Source organism: Streptomyces sp. BPTC-684 (assembly GCF_030028635.1).
In the GTDB taxonomy this organism is placed as follows: domain Bacteria; phylum Actinomycetota; class Actinomycetes; order Streptomycetales; family Streptomycetaceae; genus Streptomyces; species Streptomyces noboritoensis.
The window spans coordinates 201831-219794 of sequence record NZ_CP124863.1; the positions used below are offsets into that span (position 1 = coordinate 201831).

The following is a 17964-nucleotide window of genomic DNA, read 5'->3' on the forward strand; positions in this document are numbered from 1 at the left end:
CCAGCGGCGTTGTCGTCGGTTGCCGACTCCCCCAAGCTCTCAACTCCGTTCGAGCAGGGGGGACCCCCATCGCGTCGACGCCCTCCTCCGCCTTGCAGCTGGACGCGCCAGACCCCCGCTCACCAGCACCGAAAGGGGCACCCCGTGCTGAGGCCAACCGGACCCACCGGACAGGCCCTAGCCTGTTCGCTCGCCCTTCGCGCCGACCCGGGGTGGGACGTCGCTCCCCGCCCCTGCGGACCGGACCTCCCCGCCCACGGGCTCAGCCCGTCGGCAGACCTCGCGCCGCCCGGGCCAGGGCGTCCAGGACCGGGCTGATCAGCGGGTGGTGCTCGGCGCCGCTGCGGACCGCCGCGAAGACGCGGCGGGTGGCGGCGGGGCCCGCCACCGGGCGCACCACCGTGTTCTTCTGCTCCATGCCGCGCAGCGCCGAGCGCGGTACAAGCGCCACGCCCGCCCCAGCGCCCGCAAGGGCCACCACGGCGCGGAAGTCGTCCGAGGAGTGGATCAGCCGCGGCTCGAAGCCCGCCAGCTCACAGGCGAGGAAGACCACGTCGTGGCAGGGGTTGCCGGGGTACGGGCCGATCCAGTCGTCCTCGGACAGCGCGGACAGCCGCACCTCCGGCGCGTGCGTCAGCGGGTGTCCGGCCGGGAGCACCGCGTCGAAGGGCTCCGCGTAGAGCGCGACCCGGGCCAGGCGCCGGTCGTCCTCCCTGGGGGCGCCCCGGTACTCGACCGCCAGCGCCACGTCCGCCTCGCCGTCCAGGACCATGGGCAGCGACTCGTCGCCCTCGGCGTCGCGCACCCGGACCCGGATCGTGGGGTGCGTCCCGCGCAGCAGGGCCACGGCCGGGGCGAGCACCTCCGCGATGCCGGTGGCGAACGCCGCCACCGTCACGTCGCCGGCCGCGCCGCCCGCGTACGCCGCCAGCTCCGCCTCGGCCCGCTCCAGCTGGGCGAGGACCGCGTTGGCGTGCTCCAGGAGGATCTCGCCGGCCGCGGTGAGCCGTACGCCCTTGCCGCTGCGGGTCAGCAGCGTGTGGCCGGTCTCCTGCTCCAGGGCGGCGAGCTGCTGGGAGACGGCGGAGGGGGTCAGATAGAGCGCTGCGGCCGCGGCGGTCACCGTACGGTGGTCCGCCGCGGCGCGCAGGATGCGGAGCCGGCGCGGGTCGATCACCCGGCCATTGTCGCCCGGGCGTCGATGAACGCCGCAACGGCCCGCTCCACGTCGGCCGTGGAGTGCGCCGCGGAGAGCTGGACCCGGATGCGGGCCTGGCCCATCGGGACCACCGGGTAGGAGAAGCCGATCACGTACACACCGCGCTCAAGGAGCAGCTCGGCCATGCGGGCGGCCTCGGCGGCGTCGCCGATCATGACCGGGGCGATGGCGTGGTCGCCGGGCAGGATCTCGAAGCCCGCCTCGGTCATCTTCGTACGGAAGAGCGAGGTGTTGGCGGCGAGCTTGTCGCGCAGGTCGCCCGCCGACTCCAGCAGGTCCAGGACCTTCAGGGAGGCCGCGGCGATCACCGGGGCCAGCGAGTTGGAGAAGAGGTACGGGCGCGAGCGCTGGCGCAGCAGGGCGACGATCTCGGCGCGGGCCGCGACGTAGCCGCCGGAGGCGCCGCCCAGGGCCTTGCCGAGGGTGCCGGTGATGATGTCGACCCGGTCCATGACGCCGTGCAGCTCGGGCGTGCCGCGCCCGCCCGGGCCGACGAAGCCGACGGCGTGCGAGTCGTCGACCATGACCATCGCGTCGTAGCGGTCGGCGAGGTCGCAGATCTCCTGGAGCGGGGCGACGTAGCCGTCCATGGAGAAGACACCGTCGGTGACGATGAGGCGGCGGCGCGCACCGGCGGCCTCCTTGAGCTTCGCTTCGAGCTCGGCCATGTCGCGGTTGGCGTACCGGTAGCGGGCGGCCTTGGAGAGCCGGATGCCGTCGATGATCGAGGCGTGGTTGAGGGCGTCGGAGATCACCGCGTCCTCGGCGCCGAGCAGGGTCTCGAAGACACCGCCGTTGGCGTCGAAGCAGGACGAGTAGAGGATCGTGTCCTCCTGGCCGAGGAACGCCGACAGCCGGGCCTCCAGCTCCTTGTGGACGTCCTGGGTGCCGCAGATGAAGCGGACCGAGGCCATGCCGTAGCCCCAGCGGTCGAGCGCCTCCTTGGCGGCGGCGATCACCTCGGGGTGGTCGGCGAGGCCCAGGTAGTTGTTGGCGCAGAAGTTCAGTACCTCGCCGGTGGGGACGGCGACCGAGGCGTTCTGCGGGGTGGAGATCACCCGCTCGGGCTTGAAGAGACCGGCCTCGCGGATCTCGTCGAGGGTCTTCTGGAGGTCGTCGCGGACGGACGCGTACATGCTCAGGCTCCTAGATACCGGGAGGGGGACTCAGGCGGTCCAGTCGAGGATGATCTTGCCGCTGCGGGCGGTGGCGGCCTCGTCGAAGGCCGCGTCGAAGTCCCGGTAGGAGTAGCTGCCGGTGATCACCGGGGAGAGGTCGAGGCCGCCTTCGAGCAGCACCGTCATCGCGTACCACGTCTCGAACATCTCACGGCCGTAGATGCCCTTGACCGTGATCATCGAGGTGACGATCTTCGACCAGTCGACGGCGAACTCCTGCGCGGGCAGTCCGAGCATCGCGATCTTGCCGCCGTGCGTCATGTTGTCGATCATGTCGCGCATGGCCTCGGCGCGGCCCGACATCTCCAGGCCGACGTCGAAGCCCTCGCGCAGACCGAGCCGGCGCTGCGCGTCCGCGATCGAGGACTGCGCCACGTTCACCGCGAGCGTCGCGCCCGCCTTGCGGGCCAGCTCCAGGCGCTCGGGGCTGACGTCGGTGATCACGACGTTGCGGGCGCCCGCGTGCTTGGCGACGGCCGCCGCCATGATGCCGATCGGGCCCGCGCCGGTGATCAGGACGTCCTCGCCGACCAGCGGGAAGGACAGCGCGGTGTGCACGGCGTTGCCGAACGGGTCGAAGATCGCGGCGACGTCGAGGGGGACCGGGGTGCGGTGCACCCACACGTTGGCGGCGGGCAGCGCCACGTACTCCGCGAAGGCGCCGTCGCGCCCCACGCCGAGGCCGATCGTGGAGCGGCACAGGTGACGGCGGCCCGCCAGGCAGTTGCGGCACTTGCCGCAGACCAGATGGCCCTCGCCGCTGACCAGGTCGCCGACCGCGATGTCCCGGACGTCCGCGCCGACCGCCGCGACCTCGCCGACGAACTCGTGGCCGAGGACGAGGGGGGTCTGCACCGCGCCCTGCGCCCAGCCGTCCCAGGACCGGATGTGAAGGTCGGTGCCGCAGATGCCGGTGCGCAGCACCTTGATCAGCACGTCGCCGGGGCCGGTCTCCGGCTCCGGGACGTCCATGAGCCACAGTCCGGGTTCGGCGTGCTGCTTGACAAGGGCCTTCATGGGGGCGGCTCCCGGGACGTGCAAAGAGGGGCGAAAGCCATGGTTCCATGGCTGATCACTAATCTGCCGAGCAAGAGCCGCTCGCGTCCATCGAGGTTTTCTTAAGCGGGCCAACAGCCGAGCTTCACGCGCCCCTGGCGCACTCCCCCGTCACTCGGCTCACCACCGCACCTCACACCAGTGCCGCGGCCTCCTCCACCGCGAGCCCGTGCCCCTCCTCGTACGAGCGGCGGTACGCCGTGTCGTCGAGCACGGCGCGCAGTTCGGCCTCGGCGCGGCGCCGGACGGCGGGCTCGGACGGCAGCGGGCGCAGCCCGAAGCCGCCGTGGCGCCCGTCGGCGTGCCGGTCGTACGCGCCGAGCAGCCGGGCGCCCTCCTCGGCGGCGCCGAGGTGCGCCTTCGCCCAGGCGGCGACGAGGAACTGGCTGGTGATCAGGTTGGGCGCGACCAGATACGCCTGGGCCTCCAACCGCCGCACCGCCTCGCGCACCCTCCCGAGCGCGTCGGCGTACGCGCCGCCGAGGCAGTCCAGCCAGCCGTCCACCCCGGCGACCAGACCGCGGAACATCTCCGGCACGTTCTTGATGAACTCGGCCTCCATCAGGCGCAGTTGCTCGCGGGCCAGGGCGACGCGGCCGGTGGCCGCGTAGTGGTGGGCGAGCAGCATCCGGGCGGTGCCGACGCCCTCGCCCGCGTAGTGGCGCGACTCCTCGACGGCGTCGAGCAGCAGCCGCTCGGCCCGCCCGCTCTCCTCGTCCGTCCGGGCGACGGCGAGGCGGACCGTGGCGAGGCGCGCCTTGAACATCGGACCCTGGGCGTACGCGCCGGTCCAGGTGGTGGACTCCATGGCGCGCTCGAAGTCGGCGGCGGCCTCTTCGTACCGGCCCTGCCGCGAGTGGTCCTCGCCGCGCGCCGAGAGCGTCTCCGCGATGGCCCACGGGTCCCCGAGCCGTTCGAACAGGGCCAGCGCCTCGTCCGCGTCGGGGCCGCCGACCAGCTTGGCCCGAAGGAGCAGCGCGAAGGCGAGGTCCCACGGCTCGCCGTGCGCCCGGCAGTCCTCGACCATCGCGTCGACGGCCTGCGGGAACCCGGCGAACTCACGGGTGAGCATCCGGGCGAAGTACCAGACGGAGCCGGGCTGGCGGCAGTTCTGCGGCATCGCGGAGCCGTACGCGGCCACGATCCGGCGCAGATACGGCCCGGTCGCGGGGTTGGCGAACTCCGCGCCCTCGCCGTCGCCGCCGCCCGCGAAGAGCGTCATCCGCACCCCGCGCCGGGCCTCCCACAGCTGCTCCTCGGACCACGGCGGCGGCGCGTCGGTGCAGCGGGCCGTGAGCGGCACGGCGCGGCGCACCGGCTCCGCGAACGGGTCGGGCCCCATCCCGGTCGCGGCGAGCGACCAGGCGCGGGCGTCGCTCTGGTGGCCGCGCAGCTGCCAGAACCAGCTCATGGAGAGGGTCAGACAGAGCGCGTCCTGCTCGCGGCCGTGCTCGACGGCCCGGCCGAGCGCGGTCCGCACGTTCCCGTGCTCCGTCTCGAACCGCCGCATCCCGTCGGCCTGCCGGGGCCCGCGCAGTACGGCCTCGCCGGTGCGGGCGAGTTCGCGGTACGCGACCAGGTGGCGCAGCTCGACCGCCGTGCGCTCGCCCGACTCGGCGAGCCGTTCGGCGGCGTACTCCGCGACGGTCTCAAGCAGCCGGTAGCGCATCGCGCCGCCGTCCGGGGCGGCCACGACCAGGGACTTGTCGACGAGGGAGGCGAGCAGGCCGAGTACGTCGGCGGGGTGCGCCGGGTCGGCGGGATCGGCGCAGACCGCCTCCGCCTCCGGCAGCGCGAAGCCGCCGGAGAAGACGGCGAGGCGGCGCAGCAGAGCCCGCTCGCGCGCGTCCAGGAGCTCCCAGGACCAGTCGACCACGGCCCGCAGGGTCTGCTGCCGGGGCCGCAGCGTCCGGCTGGTGCGGGCGCCGTCGCCGAGGAGGCGGAACCGGTCGTCGAGGCGGTCCGCGAGCTGGCGCGGGGTGAGCATCCGCAGCCGGGCGGCGGCGAGTTCGAGGGCGAGCGGCAGCCCGTCGAGGCGGCGGCAGACCTCGGCGGCGGCCTCCGGGTCGTCGGACACGCTGAAGCCCGCCCGGGCCGCCGCGCCCCGCTCACCGAACAGCCGCAGGGCGGTGTCCAGCGGCAGCGGTCCCACCCCGCGCACCCGCTCCCCCGGGACGCCGAGGGGTTCCCTGCTGGTGGCGAGGACGGTGACGCCGGGGCAGCCGGTGAGCAGTTCGTGCGCCAGCTCGGCCGCCCCGGCGGCGATCTGCTCGCAGTTGTCGAGGACGAGCAGCATCCGGCGGTGGCCGCAGTGCGCGACGAGCCGTTCCAGCGGGTCGCGGGGTCCGGCCTCGGCCGCGGTGAGCAGTACGCTCTCGCGCGCCCCGAGCGCGGTGAGCAGGGCCTGCGGCAGCTGCGCCGCCTCCCGTACGGGCGCGAGCTCGGCCAGCCAGACGCCGTCGGCCCACTCCTGGGCGACGGCCTCGGCGGCCTCCAGGGCGAGCCGGGTCTTGCCCGCGCCGCCGGGCCCGGTGAGGGTGACGAGCCTGCCGTCGGCCAAGTCCGCGCGCAGGGCGAGGAGTTCCGGCTCGCGTCCGACGAAGGAGGTGAGGCGGGCGCGGAGGTTGCCGGGGCGGGTGGCGCTCTCCGCGTGCCGGGCCGACGCGGCCCGGGCAGCCGGGTCCACCGAGGGGTCGTTCCGCAGCAACTCGGCGTGCAGCGCCCGCAGTTCGGGCCCCGGAGCCGTGCCCAGCGCGTCGTCGAGGGCCACCCGGGCCGACTCGTACGCCACCAGTGCCTCGGCCCGGCGGCCCGCCGCCGTCAGCGCGCGGATGTGCAGGACCCGCAGCGGCTCGTCCAGGGGCGTCGCCGCGACCAGGGCGGCCAGTTCCGGCAGGGTGTGCTCGGCTCGGCCGAGCGCGGTCTCGGCGGCGAGGCGGGCCCGGCGCGCCTCGGCGTGGCGGCGCTCGGCCCGGACGACGAGCGGGTCCCGCTCCCGTAGCGGAAGGTCGGCCAGGACCGGCCCCCGCCACAGCGCGAGGGCCTCGTCGAGCAGCCGTGCCGCCCGCTGCGCGTCCCCGTCCGCCAGCGCGTCCGCGCCCTGCCTGGCCAGCCGTTCGAAGCGGAACACGTCGACGTCGTCGGGGTCGGCGGCCAGCCGGTAGCCGCCCGGCGCGGACTCCACGGCGTCCCGGCCGAGTGCCCGCCGCAGCCGTCCGACCAGCGCCTGCACCGCCGCGGCCGTGTCGGCGGGCGCGGTGTCGTCGTCGCCCCAGACCCGGGCGGCCAGCTCCGGTACCGGCACCGCGCGTCCGGCGCCCGCCGCAAGGGCGGCGAGCAGGGCCCGCAGCCGGGCGCCGCCGAGCGGCACCTCGCTGCCGTCGGGGCACAGGGCTCGCGTCGGTCCGAGTACGCGGTAGCGGAGTGTCACCCGCCCATTGTCTACGGCAACCGCGACGGGTGGTTCCCGGTCAGCTCTCGACGGGGGCCGGGTCCGGGCGGACGACGCTCAGATGGCCCCGGCGCCGGGTGATCACGACGTTCCTCGGCGCGCTCTTGGGCGTGTGCGCGCGGGGCTCGGCGGGCTCGCGGCGCAGGACCAGGGTGACCCGGCGCAGCCCCAGCTCGCCCAGCGTGCCGGAGGACTCGTCCAGGACGCGGCACTCCACGGCGTCCCAGCCGGGGTCGGGGTGGCGCACGGCCCGTACGGTCCCGTCGTGGTGCACGGCGGCCGGGCCGACCATGCGCATCCAGTGCGGCAGGCCCTGCTGGTAGGCCGCGCTCATCAGCGGGTCGTCGGCGATCTCGCGGCGCACGGCCCGCAGTTCGGGGTCGTGCGGGTCCCGCTCCAGGGCGGACGAGAGGTGCGCGAGCATGGGGAGGCACCAACCCGTCTCGTGCTGGGCGAGCACGGAGCCCGCGTGGGGGTGGAAGAGGACGAAACGCAGGAAGTTGTCGCGCGGCATCGCGGTGGGGTGGGGGCCCACGGCCCGGAACAGCGTGTCGTACGCGGTGTTGGCGTGGACGACGTTCCAGCCGCGGTCGACGAGGAACGACGGTAAGTCCGTGGCGTCCATCATCGCGATGTGGTCGTCGACGTAGGCACGCGCCTCGGCGTCCCACTGGTCGGTGGCGGTGGCGCCCCGTACGTTCTCCGGCACGGGACCGGCTGACCTGTTCACCAACGGTTCTTTCACCATCGAGAACGCGACTCCTCTTGCAGGCACGCGGTGCGCCTGCCGTCCTCCACGTCCTCATCGCACAGAGGTCGATCTTCGCACCGTGGTGCGATCCTGCTCCCGCCGACAAGACAATGTCAACCATCGTGGCATTCCGGCCCGAGAACGCCTCAAATACGCCACAGCTGTGGCAAGTTCTGGTTCTCCACGGCGTGAGCAAGTAGCCTCCGGACATCTTCACTCTGTGTTCGAGCTGTGCGGAGCAACTCGTGTGATCTAGGAGAATTACTGGTGACGGACGGCTTCTCGGATCCGGGACCGGCGGCCGCGGGCCCCCTGGGGGACATCGCCGCCCGCGTCGACGAACTGGCCCGCAAGCTCGGAATGAGCCAGGCAGAGGTCTTCGACGTCCACCAGCTCTCCGACGCCTCGGGTGTTCCGGCCGACGTCGTCCAGGCCCTGCTGGAGGGCCGTCCGGCCGGCGAGCCGGACGTCCAGGCCCGGTTCCTCCAGCGGTTCGGGGCGCTGCGCCGCTCCCGGCTGAAACCCAACGGCCGCCCCTACACCCAGCAGGAGATCGCCGACGGCGCCGGGATGTCCCGGCAGCAGGCGGGCGCCCTCATCAACGGCGACCGGCGCCCGACCATGGAGCACTGCGACGCCATCCAGCGCTTCTTCAAGGTCCACGCCGGCTATCTCACCGCCGAGGACAGCGAGGCCCTGGGCGACGCCCTGCTCCGTACCGAGCAGGAGCTGCTGCACGCCTTCGCCGCCCGCGAGCACGACCGGGAGCGCGAGCTCGACGCGCTCGCCCCGGCCGGACAGGACCCGCTGGAGCGCCTGCTGCAGGACCACGGGGTGCGCGGCATCGCCTGGCGGGCCGCCCAGCTCCCCACGGACAAGCACCGGGACAAGGTCACCGAGTGGCTGGACATGCTCCTGGAGAGCGTGAAGCGGGCGGATCCCTGACCCGGTGGGCCTTCGGCCCGCTTCTCGGCGGAACCGGCCGCCGCGTCGCTGGATTTGGGCGGGGATACGATCTTCCATAGGATCCGGCGATGATCACCAGAAAACGGCTGGCGGCCGGGGTGGGCGCGCTGCTCGCCACCCTCGCCACCGGTATCCTCCCGGCCGACGCGGTCGCGGCCGACGGACCGCCCGCGCAGAAGGCCGCACCCAAGGTCGAGCTGGTGCTCGACGTCAGCGGCTCCATGCGGGCCCGCGACATCGACGGCCAGTCCCGGATGGTCGTCGCCAAGCAGGCCTTCAACGACGTACTGGACACGGTCCCGCCGGAGGTCCAGCTCGGCATACGCACGCTCGGCGCCAACTACCCGGGCAACGACCGCCAGGTCGGCTGCAAGGACACCCGCCAGCTGTACCCGGTCGGCCCGCTCGACCGCACCGAGGCGAAGACCGCCGTCGCCACCCTCGCCCCGACCGGCTGGACGCCGATCGGCCCCGCCCTCCAGGGCGCCGCGCAGGACCTCAAGGGCGGCGAGTCGACCCGCCGGATCGTACTCATCACGGACGGCGAGGACACCTGTGCCCCGCTCGACCCGTGCGAGGTGGCCCGCGACATCGCCGCCCAGGGCATCCACCTGGTCATCGACACCCTCGGCCTCAACCCGGACGCCAAGACGCGTGACCAGCTGACCTGCATCGCGCAGGCGACCGGCGGCACGTACACCTCGGTGAAGCACAAGGACGAGCTCAAGGACCGCGTCAAGCAGTCCGTGGACCGCGCCGCCGACCCGGTGGTGGTCCCGGTCGCCACCAACGGCGCCGCGAGCTGCGAGAGCGCGCCCCAGCTCAAGCCCGGCCTGTACACCGACCGCGAGACGTTCGGCGAGCACCGCTGGTACAAGGTCGACGTCAAGCCCGGCCAGGAGCTGCGCGCCGCCGTCAGCATCGGCGCCGACCGCGCCGTCAACAACGACTACGGCGTCCTGATGCGGGCCGTCACCCGGCACGGCCGGGAGATCGTCCGCGGCTCCGAGGCGGGCGACGGCCGCACCGACCTGATCTCGACGGGTCTGCGCTATCCGAAGCCGAAGGCGAAGGACGACTCCGACAAGGACGCCGTGGAGACCGTCTGCCTCCAGGTCAGCAACTCCTTCTCGGCGCCCGCTTCGGTGAAGACCACGCCCGGCATGCCCGTCGAGCTGACCGTGGACGTCGTCGACGGCCCCGACCAGCCGTCCGACGTGGCCGCCTTCGGCCTCGGCCGCGGCTGGTGGCTGCTCGGCGTCCTGGTGCTCACCGGCCTCCTCGCCGGTCTGCTGTGGGGCTGGATCTCGCGCTGGCGCGTGGCTGTCTGGAGGACCAACTGATGCGTACCACAAGGATGCTGGCCGCGGCGCTGCTCACCGGCGCCGCGCTGCTCGCCCCGGCGGCCCCGGCTTTGGCCGACACGCCGTCGCCGAGCCCGAGCAAGTCCTCCGGCGCGCCGACGGAGGCGGGCACCACGTTCCGTACCGCGACGCCGGTCAAGCAGGGCCAGCAGGCCACCGCGACGGCTTCGAGCGGTGACTACCTCTACTGGGTCTTCCCCGCCGACGCGGGGCAGCGCCCCACCGTCGACGCCACGGTGACGCTGCCGTCGGCCGGCCGCCAGGCCGCGACGACCTGGCGGATCGACGTGTACGACGGGCTGCGCCGCCGCCAGCCGTGCATGTACGGGGCGCAGTCCCGCGCGGCCGCGCCCGACGCCACCAGCGTGACGCTCTCCTGCACGCTGCGCCCGGTGCGGGCCTGGGCCGACGGCTGGTCGAACGACCCGCTGCCGGGCAGCTACTTCGTACGGCTGACGGCCGTCGGGCTGCCCGCCTCCGAGCGGGGTCTGCCCGTCAAGGCGGAGATGAAGCCGACCGCCAAGGACACGGGCGGCGCCCACGCGGTGGACGGGAGCCTGTCCACCCCGCTGGGTGCGGACGGCCCGAAGGCCGAGCCGGAGGACGGCTGGTCGTCCGGCTGGTGGACCGACCGCTGGATCTGGACGGCCGTCGGCGGTGTCCTTGCCGCGCTCGCCGGTGTCGCCGGGTACGCGCTGACGCGCGGCCGGGGCCGTCCGTCGTACGTCCCGCAGGGCTGACGGCCCGTCACTCCGCCTGCGCCGTCGGCTCGGCCAGCACGCGCTGGGCCACGGCGAAGGCGGAGTTGGCGGCGGGCACCCCGCAGTAGACGGCGGTCTGCAGCAGGGCCGCGCCGATCTCGTCCGGGGTGAGCCCGCCGCGCCGGGCGGCCCGCACATGGAGGGCCAGCTCGTCCAGGTGCCCTCGGGCCACGAGCGCGGTCAGCGTGATCAGGCTGCGCTCGCGCCGGGTGAGCGTCGGATCGCCCCAGACCTCGCCCCAGGCGTACCGGGTGACGAGGTCCTGGAAGCGGGCGGTGAAGGCGTCGGTGCGAGCCTCGGCCCGGTCGACGTACGCATCCCCGAGGACCTCGCGGCGGATCGCGGCTCCCCCGGGCGCGGGCGGCGCGAAGTGGCCGCGCAGAGCGGCCAGTACGGCTTCGGGGCGCTCCACCGGAGCGAGGTGGGAGGCGCCCGCGATCTCGACGAGCGAGGCCCCCGGGACGGCGTCCGCGAGTTCGCGCGCGTGCGCGGGCGGGGTGACCGGGTCGGCCCGCCCGGCGACCACCAGCGTCGGCGCCGCGATCTTCTTCAGCTCGGTGCGCAGGTCGTACCCGGCCAGGGCGTCGCACGCCGCCGCGTAGCCGCGCGGGTCGGCGGCGCGCAGGTCCGCGAGCGGCCCCGGCGCCTCGAACCCGGGCGTGAACCACCGCCCGGCCGCGCCCGCCGCGACCGGCTCCATCCCCTCCCGGCGTACGACGGCGGCGCGCTCGCGCCAGGGTTCCGGGCCGCCGAAGTCCGCCGAGGCGCAGACCACGGCGAGCCGGTCCACGCGGTCCGGATGGTGCGCGGCGAGCCACATCCCGACCGCCCCGCCGAGCGAGACCCCCGCGTACGAGAAACCGCGCACCCCCAGGGAGTCGGCGAGCCGGAGCACGAGGCGGGCGAGGTCGCCGACGTCGGCGCCGGGCCCGATCAGCGCGGTGGACGAGCCTCCGTGGCCGGGCAGGTCCCACCGGACGACCCGGTGGGTGGCGGCGAGGCCGGGGGCGACGCCGTCCCACACGGCGGTGGAGGTCCCGAGCGCGGGCCCGAGGAACAGCGCCGGGCCGCCCGCCGGGCCTTCGCGGCGGTGGTGGAGGAGCCCGGCGTCCCCGAGGTCAGCGGAACTCAAGGAACACCGTCTCCTTCGCGCCCTGGAGGTGGACGTCGAAGCGGTGGCCGCGCGCGGCGGGATCGGGCACCGCCACCAGCGTGCGGCGCAGCTCCGGCTCCAGGGAGTCGAGCAGCGGGTCCGGCGCCCCGGTCAGATACACCCGGGTGAAGAGGTGGTGCAGCAGGCCCCGCGCGAAGACCGCGACACAGAGGTACGGGACCCCGCCGGGCGCCAGCGTGCGGAGGGTCCAGTGGCCGGACGCGTCGGTGGGGACGCGGCCGAAACCGGTGAAGTCGACGCCGTTGCGGCCCAGCGAGCCGGGTTTCCCGGTCCGGGAGCCGTCGGGTCCCGGCTGCCAGAACTCCAGGAGGGCGTCGGGCACCGGCTCGCCCTCGCCGTCGTAGACGTGGCCGTGCAGCGTGAGGGTGTCCGGGTGGCCCGGCGGAGCCATCGCCTCGCCGCCCGCGAAGGGCAGGGCGTGGCCGTAGAACGGGCCGATGGTCTGCGACGGCGTGGGCTGCCTCACCGCTCCCCCTCCTCGAACGAGGTGGCCGACGGCCCGTCGAGCACGATGTCCCAGCGGTAGCCCAACGACCAGTCGGGGACGGAGAGTCGGGGGTCGTACGCCGCGACCAGACGGCTCCGCGCGGCCTCGTCCGGGACCGAGAGCAGGATCGGGTCGTAGTTCAGCAGCGGGTCGCCCGGGAAGTACATCTGGGTGATCAGCCGCTGGGTGAAGGCGGTCCCGAAGAGCGAGAAGTGGATGTGGGCGGGCCGCCAGGCGTTCTCGTGGTTCTCCCAGGGGTAGGCGCCCGGCTTGACGGTGGTGAAGGAGTACCGCCCGTCCGCGTCGGTGAGGCAGCGGCCGAATCCGGTGAAGTGGGGGTCGAGGGGCGCGCGGTGCCGGTCGAGCTGGTGGGCGTACCGTCCGGCCGCGTTGGCCTGCCAGATCTCGGTCAGCTGCCCGGCCACCGGCCGCCCCCGGCGGTCCAGGATCCGGCCGCTGACCGTGATGCGCTCGCCCAGCGGCTCGCCCCGGTGGTGCGCGGTCAGATCGTGGTCGAGCGGGCCGACGTCGGTGGCGCCGAAGACCGGCCCGCGCAGCTCGACGGCCTCCGGGTCGCGCACCGGGAGCGGCGGGCGCCGCGGGTGGCGCAGCCGACTGCCCGCGTACGGCGGGAAGTCGCGGGGTGGATGGTCCGCGGCCCGGACGTCGGCCGCCTCGGTGTCGACGACCTGCCGACCGAGACCGTCGGGCGGAGCCCCGTACTGCTGACGAGCTGTCATCCGTACCCCTTTCAGGCTGATTTGAGGGTGCTCAGCTCCCTCAGCTCCACTTCGCTGGGCGGTGGGGTCACCCCCACCCGGTCCGCGGTCCGCAGCGGCCACCCGGTCGCCTCCCGCACCTGGCCGACGGTGACGCCGGGGTGCACCTCGGTCAGGACCAGCTCGGCGGTCTCCGGGTCCGGGCGCAGCACACCGAGGTCGGTGATGACGGCGACCGGGCCCCGGCCGCGCAGCCCGTGCCGGGCGCGGTCGCCGGGGCCGCTCCCGTGGCCCAGGGTGGTGACGAAGTCGAGGCGCCGGACCAGGGTGCGCGGCGAGTGGCGCAGCGCGATCAGCACCTCGCCGCAGTGCGCGGCGATCTCGGGGGCGCCGCCCGCGCCGGGCAGCCGCCCGCGCGGGCGGCCGGAACCCCGGTCCACCTCGGTCGTGTTGATGTTGGCGTGCCGGTCCAGCTGGGCGGCGCCCAGGAAGCCGACGTCGATACGGCCGCCCTGGAGCCAGTAGGTGAACATCTCGGCCACCGGGACCAGCGCGTCGGCGGTGTCGGCGAGTTCGCCGTCGCCGATGGAGAGCGGCAGCCGGGACGGCTTGGCGCCGATGGCCCCGGACTCGTAGATCAGGACCAGGCCGGGGTTGTGCACGCGGCGGGCGAGGTTGGCGGCCGTGGACGGCAGTCCGATGCCCACGAAGCACGTCCGCGCGCCTGCGAGGGCCCGCGCCGCGCCTACCTCCATCAGTACGTCGCTGCCGACGCGGCCCCGGCCCGGCCCGTCGCTCATCCGGTCACGCACTCCTTGAGCCACTGCTGGAACACGTCCCGGTCCCGCGAGACGCGGTCCCACTCCCGGTAGTAGTCGTTGTCCCGTTCCGAGTACCCGGCGGCGTACGAGGGATGGGCGCCGCCCGGCACCCAGGCGACGGCGTCGACGACCCAGCCCGGCAGCACCACGCCGCCCGGGCGCGGCTCCAGCACCTCGACGAGCTCCTCGACGGTGACGAGCACCCGCTCGGCCGCGAGGACCGCCTCCTTCTGCACCCCGGCGAGCCCCCACAGCTGGACGTTGCCGTCCCGGTCGGCCTGCTGGGCGTGGATGACCGTGACGTCCGGGTTGACCGCGGCGACCGCCGCCAGCTCCTGCCCGGTGAAGGGGCAGTCGACCGTTGACAGCGTTGTCGTACGGCGTCCCAGATCGCTGCCCCGGTAGCCGTTGAGGAGCGCGAACGGCAGCCGGGAGGCGCCCGCCGCATAGCGGTTGGCCATGCCCGCGTGGCTGTGCTCGTCCAGCTCCAGCGGCCGCGGCCAGCCGTTCTCGACCGCGTCGCGGAACCGGTGGAGCGAGCCGACGCCCGGGTTGCCGCCCCAGGAGAACACCAGTTTCCTGGCCAGCCCCGCCCCGATGAGCTGGTCGTAGATCACGTCCGGGGTCATCCGCACCAGCGTGAGATCGGTGATGCCCTGCCGGATGACCTCATGGGCCGCCGCGAACGGAATGAGATGGGTGAACCCCTCCATGGCGACCGTGTCCCCGTCGCGGATCAGGTCGGCCACCGCCTCGCGCAGCCCTCGAATTTCGGCCATTGCTTCCCCCTGCCCTTCGCTTCCCCGTAGCGGTAGGCTCAGTGTTTAGTCAGTGCACTGAGCACTTACCACCTTCCGAAGCTAACGGGACGAGTCGGACGGGTCAACACCCTCAGTGTGCTGAACACTTGACCGTACGCGGTTGACCGAAAGCGCTCGCTTTTGAGCGGCAGCACGAGAGGAACGCGCCGTGTCCGCAGTCGACTTGAGCGGCCACCCCGGACATCTGGCCCGGCGGCTCCAGCAGGTCCACTATCTGCTCTGGAACACCATGGTCTCCGAGCAGACCACGTCCCCCCAGTTCGCCGTCCTCAACACCCTGGTCGCCTCGCCGGGCCTGGACCAGCGGACCGTCGGCGAGCGCGTGGGCCTGGACCGGTCGACGATCGCGGAGGTCATCAGCCGGCTCACCCGGCGCGGCCTGCTGCGCAAGACGCGCGACCCGCGCGACGGCCGCCGCTCCCAGCTCGCCGTCACCGACGAGGGCCGCGCGGTGCACCGCGAACTCACCGTCCGCACGGCCCGGATGAACGAGGTCTTCCTCGCCCCGCTGGCCCCCGCCGAGCAGACCGTCTTCCTCGACCTGCTGCGCCGGGTCGCGGACGCGGCGGAGGGCCTGGGCGGAGCGAGCGAGGAGGCGGAGGCGAGCTGACGGGCGAGGCTCCCGCCGCCCCCTTTCGGACGCCGTGGTTCGACTGCGGACCGTGCGTGGCCGGCCGCGCAGTTCCCCGCGCCCCTTAAGCGGGGCCGTTCAGTTGCCCTCCCGCCGCAACGGCGGCTCCTGCGGCGCCGGCCGTACCGGGCCGAACAGCACCGCCTTCGCGATGCGCGGCGCGAACAGCGACGTCACCGGGGCCGTCAGGAACAGGACTTCGCGGAAGGCCGCGCCCACGACCGGGTCGCCGGTGGCCCGCAGCTGGACGCGCTCCAAATACCAGCCCGAGATCCGGTCGGCCGCCGTGCCGCCCGCCGCGCTGCCCTCGGCGCCCGGCATGCCCTTGTCCGACCCGGCCGAGATGTCCCACGCCTGGCGCGCCGCCGCGAACAGCGCCTTCTGCACGCGGCGGGTCGTCGGCGTACGCCGGGTGTCGCCGAGCGCGTCGCGCAGGGCGACGGCGCACAGGGCCGCGACCGTCATGCCCTGCCCGTAGATCGGGTTGAACACGCACTGGGCGTCGCCGGTGGCCAGGAACCCGGCCGGGCGGCGGCCGGGGCGGTCGTAGCGGCGGCGCACGTTCGCGGTGGTGCGGTAGGAGAGCGCGGCGGACTCGGGCTTCGCCCCGTCGAGCCAGCGGCGCACGATCGGGTGCGGCAGCCGGTCGGCGAACTCGGTGAACCCCCGGTCGTCCGTGGGCGGTTCGGCGCCGCGCAGCCCGGAGAGCGTGACCATCCACCGGTCGCCCTCGGCCGGCATGACCACCGCCCCGTACGTCTGGCCGGCGTTGGGGACGATGAAGTGGCCGTCCATGTCGTCGTAGTCCGACCCCTCCGCCGGGCTCCGGTACACCCGCGTCGCATAGGCGAGCCCGGTGTCCAGCGTCTCCTCCTCGGGCCGCTCCGCGCCCAGCGCGGTGAGCCACTCGGGGGCCCGGCTGCCACGGCCGGAGGCGTCCACCACGAGGTCGGCGGCGAGCGGCTGCGGCTCGCGGCCCACGGCGGCGGCCGCCGCTCCCCGCTCGCGCAGCAGCACCCCGCGCACCCGACGGGCGTCGCCGAGCAGCCCCACCGCCTCGGTGCCCTGCACGGTCTCGATGCGCGGATTGGCCAGAACCCGACGGCGCACCAGCCACTCCAGGAGGGGCCGCGAGGGGGAGAAGATGTGGGCCGTGGCTTCGGTGCGGCGGTACCAGCTTCCGGCCTGCCACTGCGCTATGTCGCTCGGCATGCCGATGCGGGGCGCGCCGTGTTCGCGCAGCTCGTCCGTGATGCCCGGCAGCAGCTCGTCGAAGGCCCGCTGACCGGCCGTCAGCAGGACATGGGTGTGGCGGCTCTGCGGCACGCCGCCGCGCGGCTCGGGCCCGTCGGGCAGCCGGTCGCGCTCGATCACCGTGACCCGGTCGGCGTGGTCCGCGAGCACATGGGCCGCGAGCAGCCCGGCCAGGCTCGCCCCGATGACGACGGCGTGCCGCCCCCCGCCCCGGGACGCGCCCGTCCCGTTCACCGTCTCCAACAACGTACGTCCCCTTGTCCGCCGCGATCCGTGGCCGACCAGTATGACGCGCCGCGACGCCCGCGACCTGCCGGAGTCATACGATTTGGCCCGATCCGACCGCTCGCTCGGCAAAGGTCAGGCCCCATGGAACGCACCGACCGCACCGCTTCCCCGGTCCCCGGGATCGGCGGCTTCGCCTACCGCCGCGTGCCGGTCGCACGAGCGGTGGCGCTCCAGGTGGCCGTGGGCGGCTCGGGCCCGCCCGTGGTGCTGCTGCACGGCTTTCCGCAGACGCATCTGATGTGGCGCCACGTCGCCGCCGAACTCGCCGCCGACCACACGGTCGTCTGCCCGGATCTGCGCGGCTACGGCGACAGCGACAAGCCGGTGGACACCGACGGCTCGGTGTACGCGAAGCGGACCATGGCCGCCGACGTCGTCGCCCTCGCCCGTGCGCTGGGCCACGAGGAGTTCGCGCTCGTCGGGCACGACCGGGGCGCGCTGGTCGCGATCCGCGCCGGGCTCGACCACCCGCACGCCGTCACGCACCTCGCGTCCCTCGAAGTGGTGCCGACCCTGGACACCTGGGACGTGCTGCGCGGAACGTGCGGCGCCGCCGGGTTCCCGCTCTATCTGATGGCCCAGCCGCCGGGCCTGCCGGAGCGGATGATCTCCGCCACCGCCGACGAGTTCTTCGGCCACTTCCTCGACCTGTGGACCCGCGACCCGGACGCGATCCCCGCCGAGGTGCGCGCCGCGTATCTGCGGGCCTGCCGCGCGGCCGTCCCCTCGATCGTCGCCGACTACCGCGCCTCGGCCCGCATCGACGTCGAGCACGACACGGCCGACCGCCGCTCCGGCAACCGGCTGCGCATGCCGGTGACCGTCCTCCAGCAGGACTGGGGCGCCGCCCCCGACGCCGGGACGGCCGAGCTGTGGCGCACCTGGGCCCCCGACCTGGTCCACCGGACCGTCTCCTGCGGCCACTTCATGGCGGAGGAGGCCCCGGCGGAGGTGGTGGCGGTCCTGCGCGAGCTCCTGGCGCGCTGACACCCCGTACACGCGAGCCGGGCCGCCCCTGGGGGG

At 74.3% G+C, this 17964-nt stretch carries 16 protein-coding genes; 5 read left to right on the forward strand and 11 right to left on the reverse strand.

Features of this window, described 5'->3' with window-relative positions; translation table 11 throughout:
• Positions 1-262: 262 nt before the first annotated feature.
• From QIY60_RS00880 to QIY60_RS00900, 5 genes are all read right to left on the reverse strand, one after another.
• Entirely contained in the window at positions 263-1177 is a 915-nt protein-coding gene (locus tag QIY60_RS00880; RefSeq protein ID WP_283140623.1) for a LysR family transcriptional regulator, read from the reverse strand.
• Positions 1174-2355 (reverse strand): glycine C-acetyltransferase, encoded by a 1182-nt coding sequence (locus QIY60_RS00885; protein ID WP_283140624.1) that lies wholly within the window; start codon positions 2353-2355, stop codon positions 1174-1176. The genes QIY60_RS00880 and QIY60_RS00885 overlap by 4 nt, the downstream gene beginning before the upstream one ends.
• A gap of 30 nt (positions 2356-2385) precedes the next feature.
• Entirely contained in the window at positions 2386-3414 is a 1029-nt protein-coding gene (gene tdh, locus QIY60_RS00890; RefSeq protein ID WP_283140625.1) for an L-threonine 3-dehydrogenase, read from the reverse strand.
• Positions 3415-3586: 172 nt separating this feature from the next.
• A complete protein-coding gene (locus QIY60_RS00895) occupies positions 3587-6883 on the reverse strand; it encodes a BTAD domain-containing putative transcriptional regulator (protein WP_283140626.1) in 3297 nt (1098 codons plus the stop codon).
• 40 nt (positions 6884-6923) lie between these two features.
• Positions 6924-7634 (reverse strand): hypothetical protein, encoded by a 711-nt coding sequence (locus QIY60_RS00900; RefSeq protein ID WP_349253890.1) that lies wholly within the window; start codon positions 7632-7634, stop codon positions 6924-6926.
• A gap of 288 nt (positions 7635-7922) precedes the next feature.
• Here QIY60_RS00900 and QIY60_RS00905 point away from each other — a divergent pair, with 288 nt between their 5' ends.
• The 3 genes from QIY60_RS00905 (at position 7923) to QIY60_RS00915 (ending at position 10725) form a co-directional block, all read left to right on the forward strand.
• Complete coding sequence (locus QIY60_RS00905; RefSeq protein ID WP_283140627.1) at positions 7923-8600, forward strand: helix-turn-helix transcriptional regulator; 678 nt, start codon at positions 7923-7925, stop codon at positions 8598-8600.
• Between the two features lie 89 nt (positions 8601-8689).
• Positions 8690-9964, forward strand: a complete 1275-nt coding sequence (locus QIY60_RS00910; protein ID WP_283140628.1) for a VWA domain-containing protein — start codon at positions 8690-8692, stop codon at positions 9962-9964.
• A complete protein-coding gene (locus QIY60_RS00915) occupies positions 9964-10725 on the forward strand; it encodes a hypothetical protein (RefSeq protein WP_283140629.1) in 762 nt (253 codons plus the stop codon). Before QIY60_RS00910 ends, QIY60_RS00915 begins: the two co-directional genes overlap by 1 nt.
• Before the next feature lie 7 nt (positions 10726-10732).
• Here QIY60_RS00915 and pcaD read toward each other — a convergent pair whose 3' ends face one another.
• The 5 genes from pcaD to QIY60_RS00940 are packed head-to-tail and all read right to left on the reverse strand — an operon-like array spanning position 10733 to position 14726.
• Positions 10733-11878, reverse strand: coding sequence for a 3-oxoadipate enol-lactonase (gene pcaD / locus QIY60_RS00920; protein ID WP_283140630.1), 1146 nt, complete (start codon positions 11876-11878; stop codon positions 10733-10735).
• Complete coding sequence (gene pcaG, locus QIY60_RS00925) at positions 11865-12386, reverse strand: protocatechuate 3,4-dioxygenase subunit alpha (protein WP_283140631.1); 522 nt, start codon at positions 12384-12386, stop codon at positions 11865-11867. Before pcaG ends, pcaD begins: the two co-directional genes overlap by 14 nt.
• Entirely contained in the window at positions 12383-13147 is a 765-nt protein-coding gene (gene pcaH / locus QIY60_RS00930) for a protocatechuate 3,4-dioxygenase subunit beta (RefSeq protein ID WP_283140632.1), read from the reverse strand. Before pcaH ends, pcaG begins: the two co-directional genes overlap by 4 nt.
• 11 nt (positions 13148-13158) lie before the next feature.
• Positions 13159-13926 carry a CoA-transferase gene (locus QIY60_RS00935; protein ID WP_283140633.1) on the reverse strand — a complete coding sequence of 256 codons (768 nt, stop codon included), beginning with the start codon at positions 13924-13926 and terminating at the stop codon, positions 13159-13161.
• On the reverse strand, positions 13923-14726 hold the full coding sequence (locus tag QIY60_RS00940; RefSeq protein ID WP_283140634.1) for a CoA-transferase: 804 nt from the start codon (positions 14724-14726) through the stop codon (positions 13923-13925). The genes QIY60_RS00935 and QIY60_RS00940 overlap by 4 nt, the downstream gene beginning before the upstream one ends.
• Positions 14727-14916: 190 nt before the next feature.
• On the opposite strand from QIY60_RS00940, the gene QIY60_RS00945 reads away from it, so the two are divergent.
• Positions 14917-15378 carry a MarR family transcriptional regulator gene (locus QIY60_RS00945; protein WP_283140635.1) on the forward strand — a complete coding sequence of 154 codons (462 nt, stop codon included), beginning with the start codon at positions 14917-14919 and terminating at the stop codon, positions 15376-15378.
• A 99-nt stretch (positions 15379-15477) separates the two neighbouring features.
• Here the strand turns inward: QIY60_RS00945 and QIY60_RS00950 are convergent, their stop codons facing one another.
• Positions 15478-16899 carry an FAD-dependent monooxygenase gene (locus QIY60_RS00950; protein WP_283140636.1) on the reverse strand — a complete coding sequence of 474 codons (1422 nt, stop codon included), beginning with the start codon at positions 16897-16899 and terminating at the stop codon, positions 15478-15480.
• 123 nt (positions 16900-17022) lie between these two features.
• Between QIY60_RS00950 and QIY60_RS00955 the strand changes: the two genes are divergently transcribed.
• Positions 17023-17928: an alpha/beta hydrolase gene (locus QIY60_RS00955; protein ID WP_283140637.1), complete on the forward strand. Its 906-nt coding sequence runs from the start codon at positions 17023-17025 to the stop codon at positions 17926-17928.
• The last annotated feature ends 36 nt before the right edge of the window (positions 17929-17964 follow it).

Excerpts from the sequence above, each read along its gene's own strand:
- QIY60_RS00940 (WP_283140634.1), bottom strand. The coding sequence starts at position 14,726 with ATGGCCGAAATTCGAGGGCTGCGCGAGGCGGTGGCCGACCTGATCCGC.
- tdh (WP_283140625.1), bottom strand. The coding sequence starts at position 3,414 with ATGAAGGCCCTTGTCAAGCAGCACGCCGAACCCGGACTGTGGCTCATG.
- QIY60_RS00910 (WP_283140628.1), top strand. The coding sequence starts at position 8,690 with ATGATCACCAGAAAACGGCTGGCGGCCGGGGTGGGCGCGCTGCTCGCC.
- QIY60_RS00885 (WP_283140624.1), bottom strand. The coding sequence starts at position 2,355 with ATGTACGCGTCCGTCCGCGACGACCTCCAGAAGACCCTCGACGAGATC.
- pcaH (WP_283140632.1), bottom strand. The coding sequence starts at position 13,147 with ATGACAGCTCGTCAGCAGTACGGGGCTCCGCCCGACGGTCTCGGTCGG.
- QIY60_RS00915 (WP_283140629.1), top strand. The coding sequence starts at position 9,964 with ATGCGTACCACAAGGATGCTGGCCGCGGCGCTGCTCACCGGCGCCGCG.
- QIY60_RS00935 (WP_283140633.1), bottom strand. The coding sequence starts at position 13,926 with ATGAGCGACGGGCCGGGCCGGGGCCGCGTCGGCAGCGACGTACTGATG.
- QIY60_RS00955 (WP_283140637.1), top strand. The coding sequence starts at position 17,023 with ATGGAACGCACCGACCGCACCGCTTCCCCGGTCCCCGGGATCGGCGGC.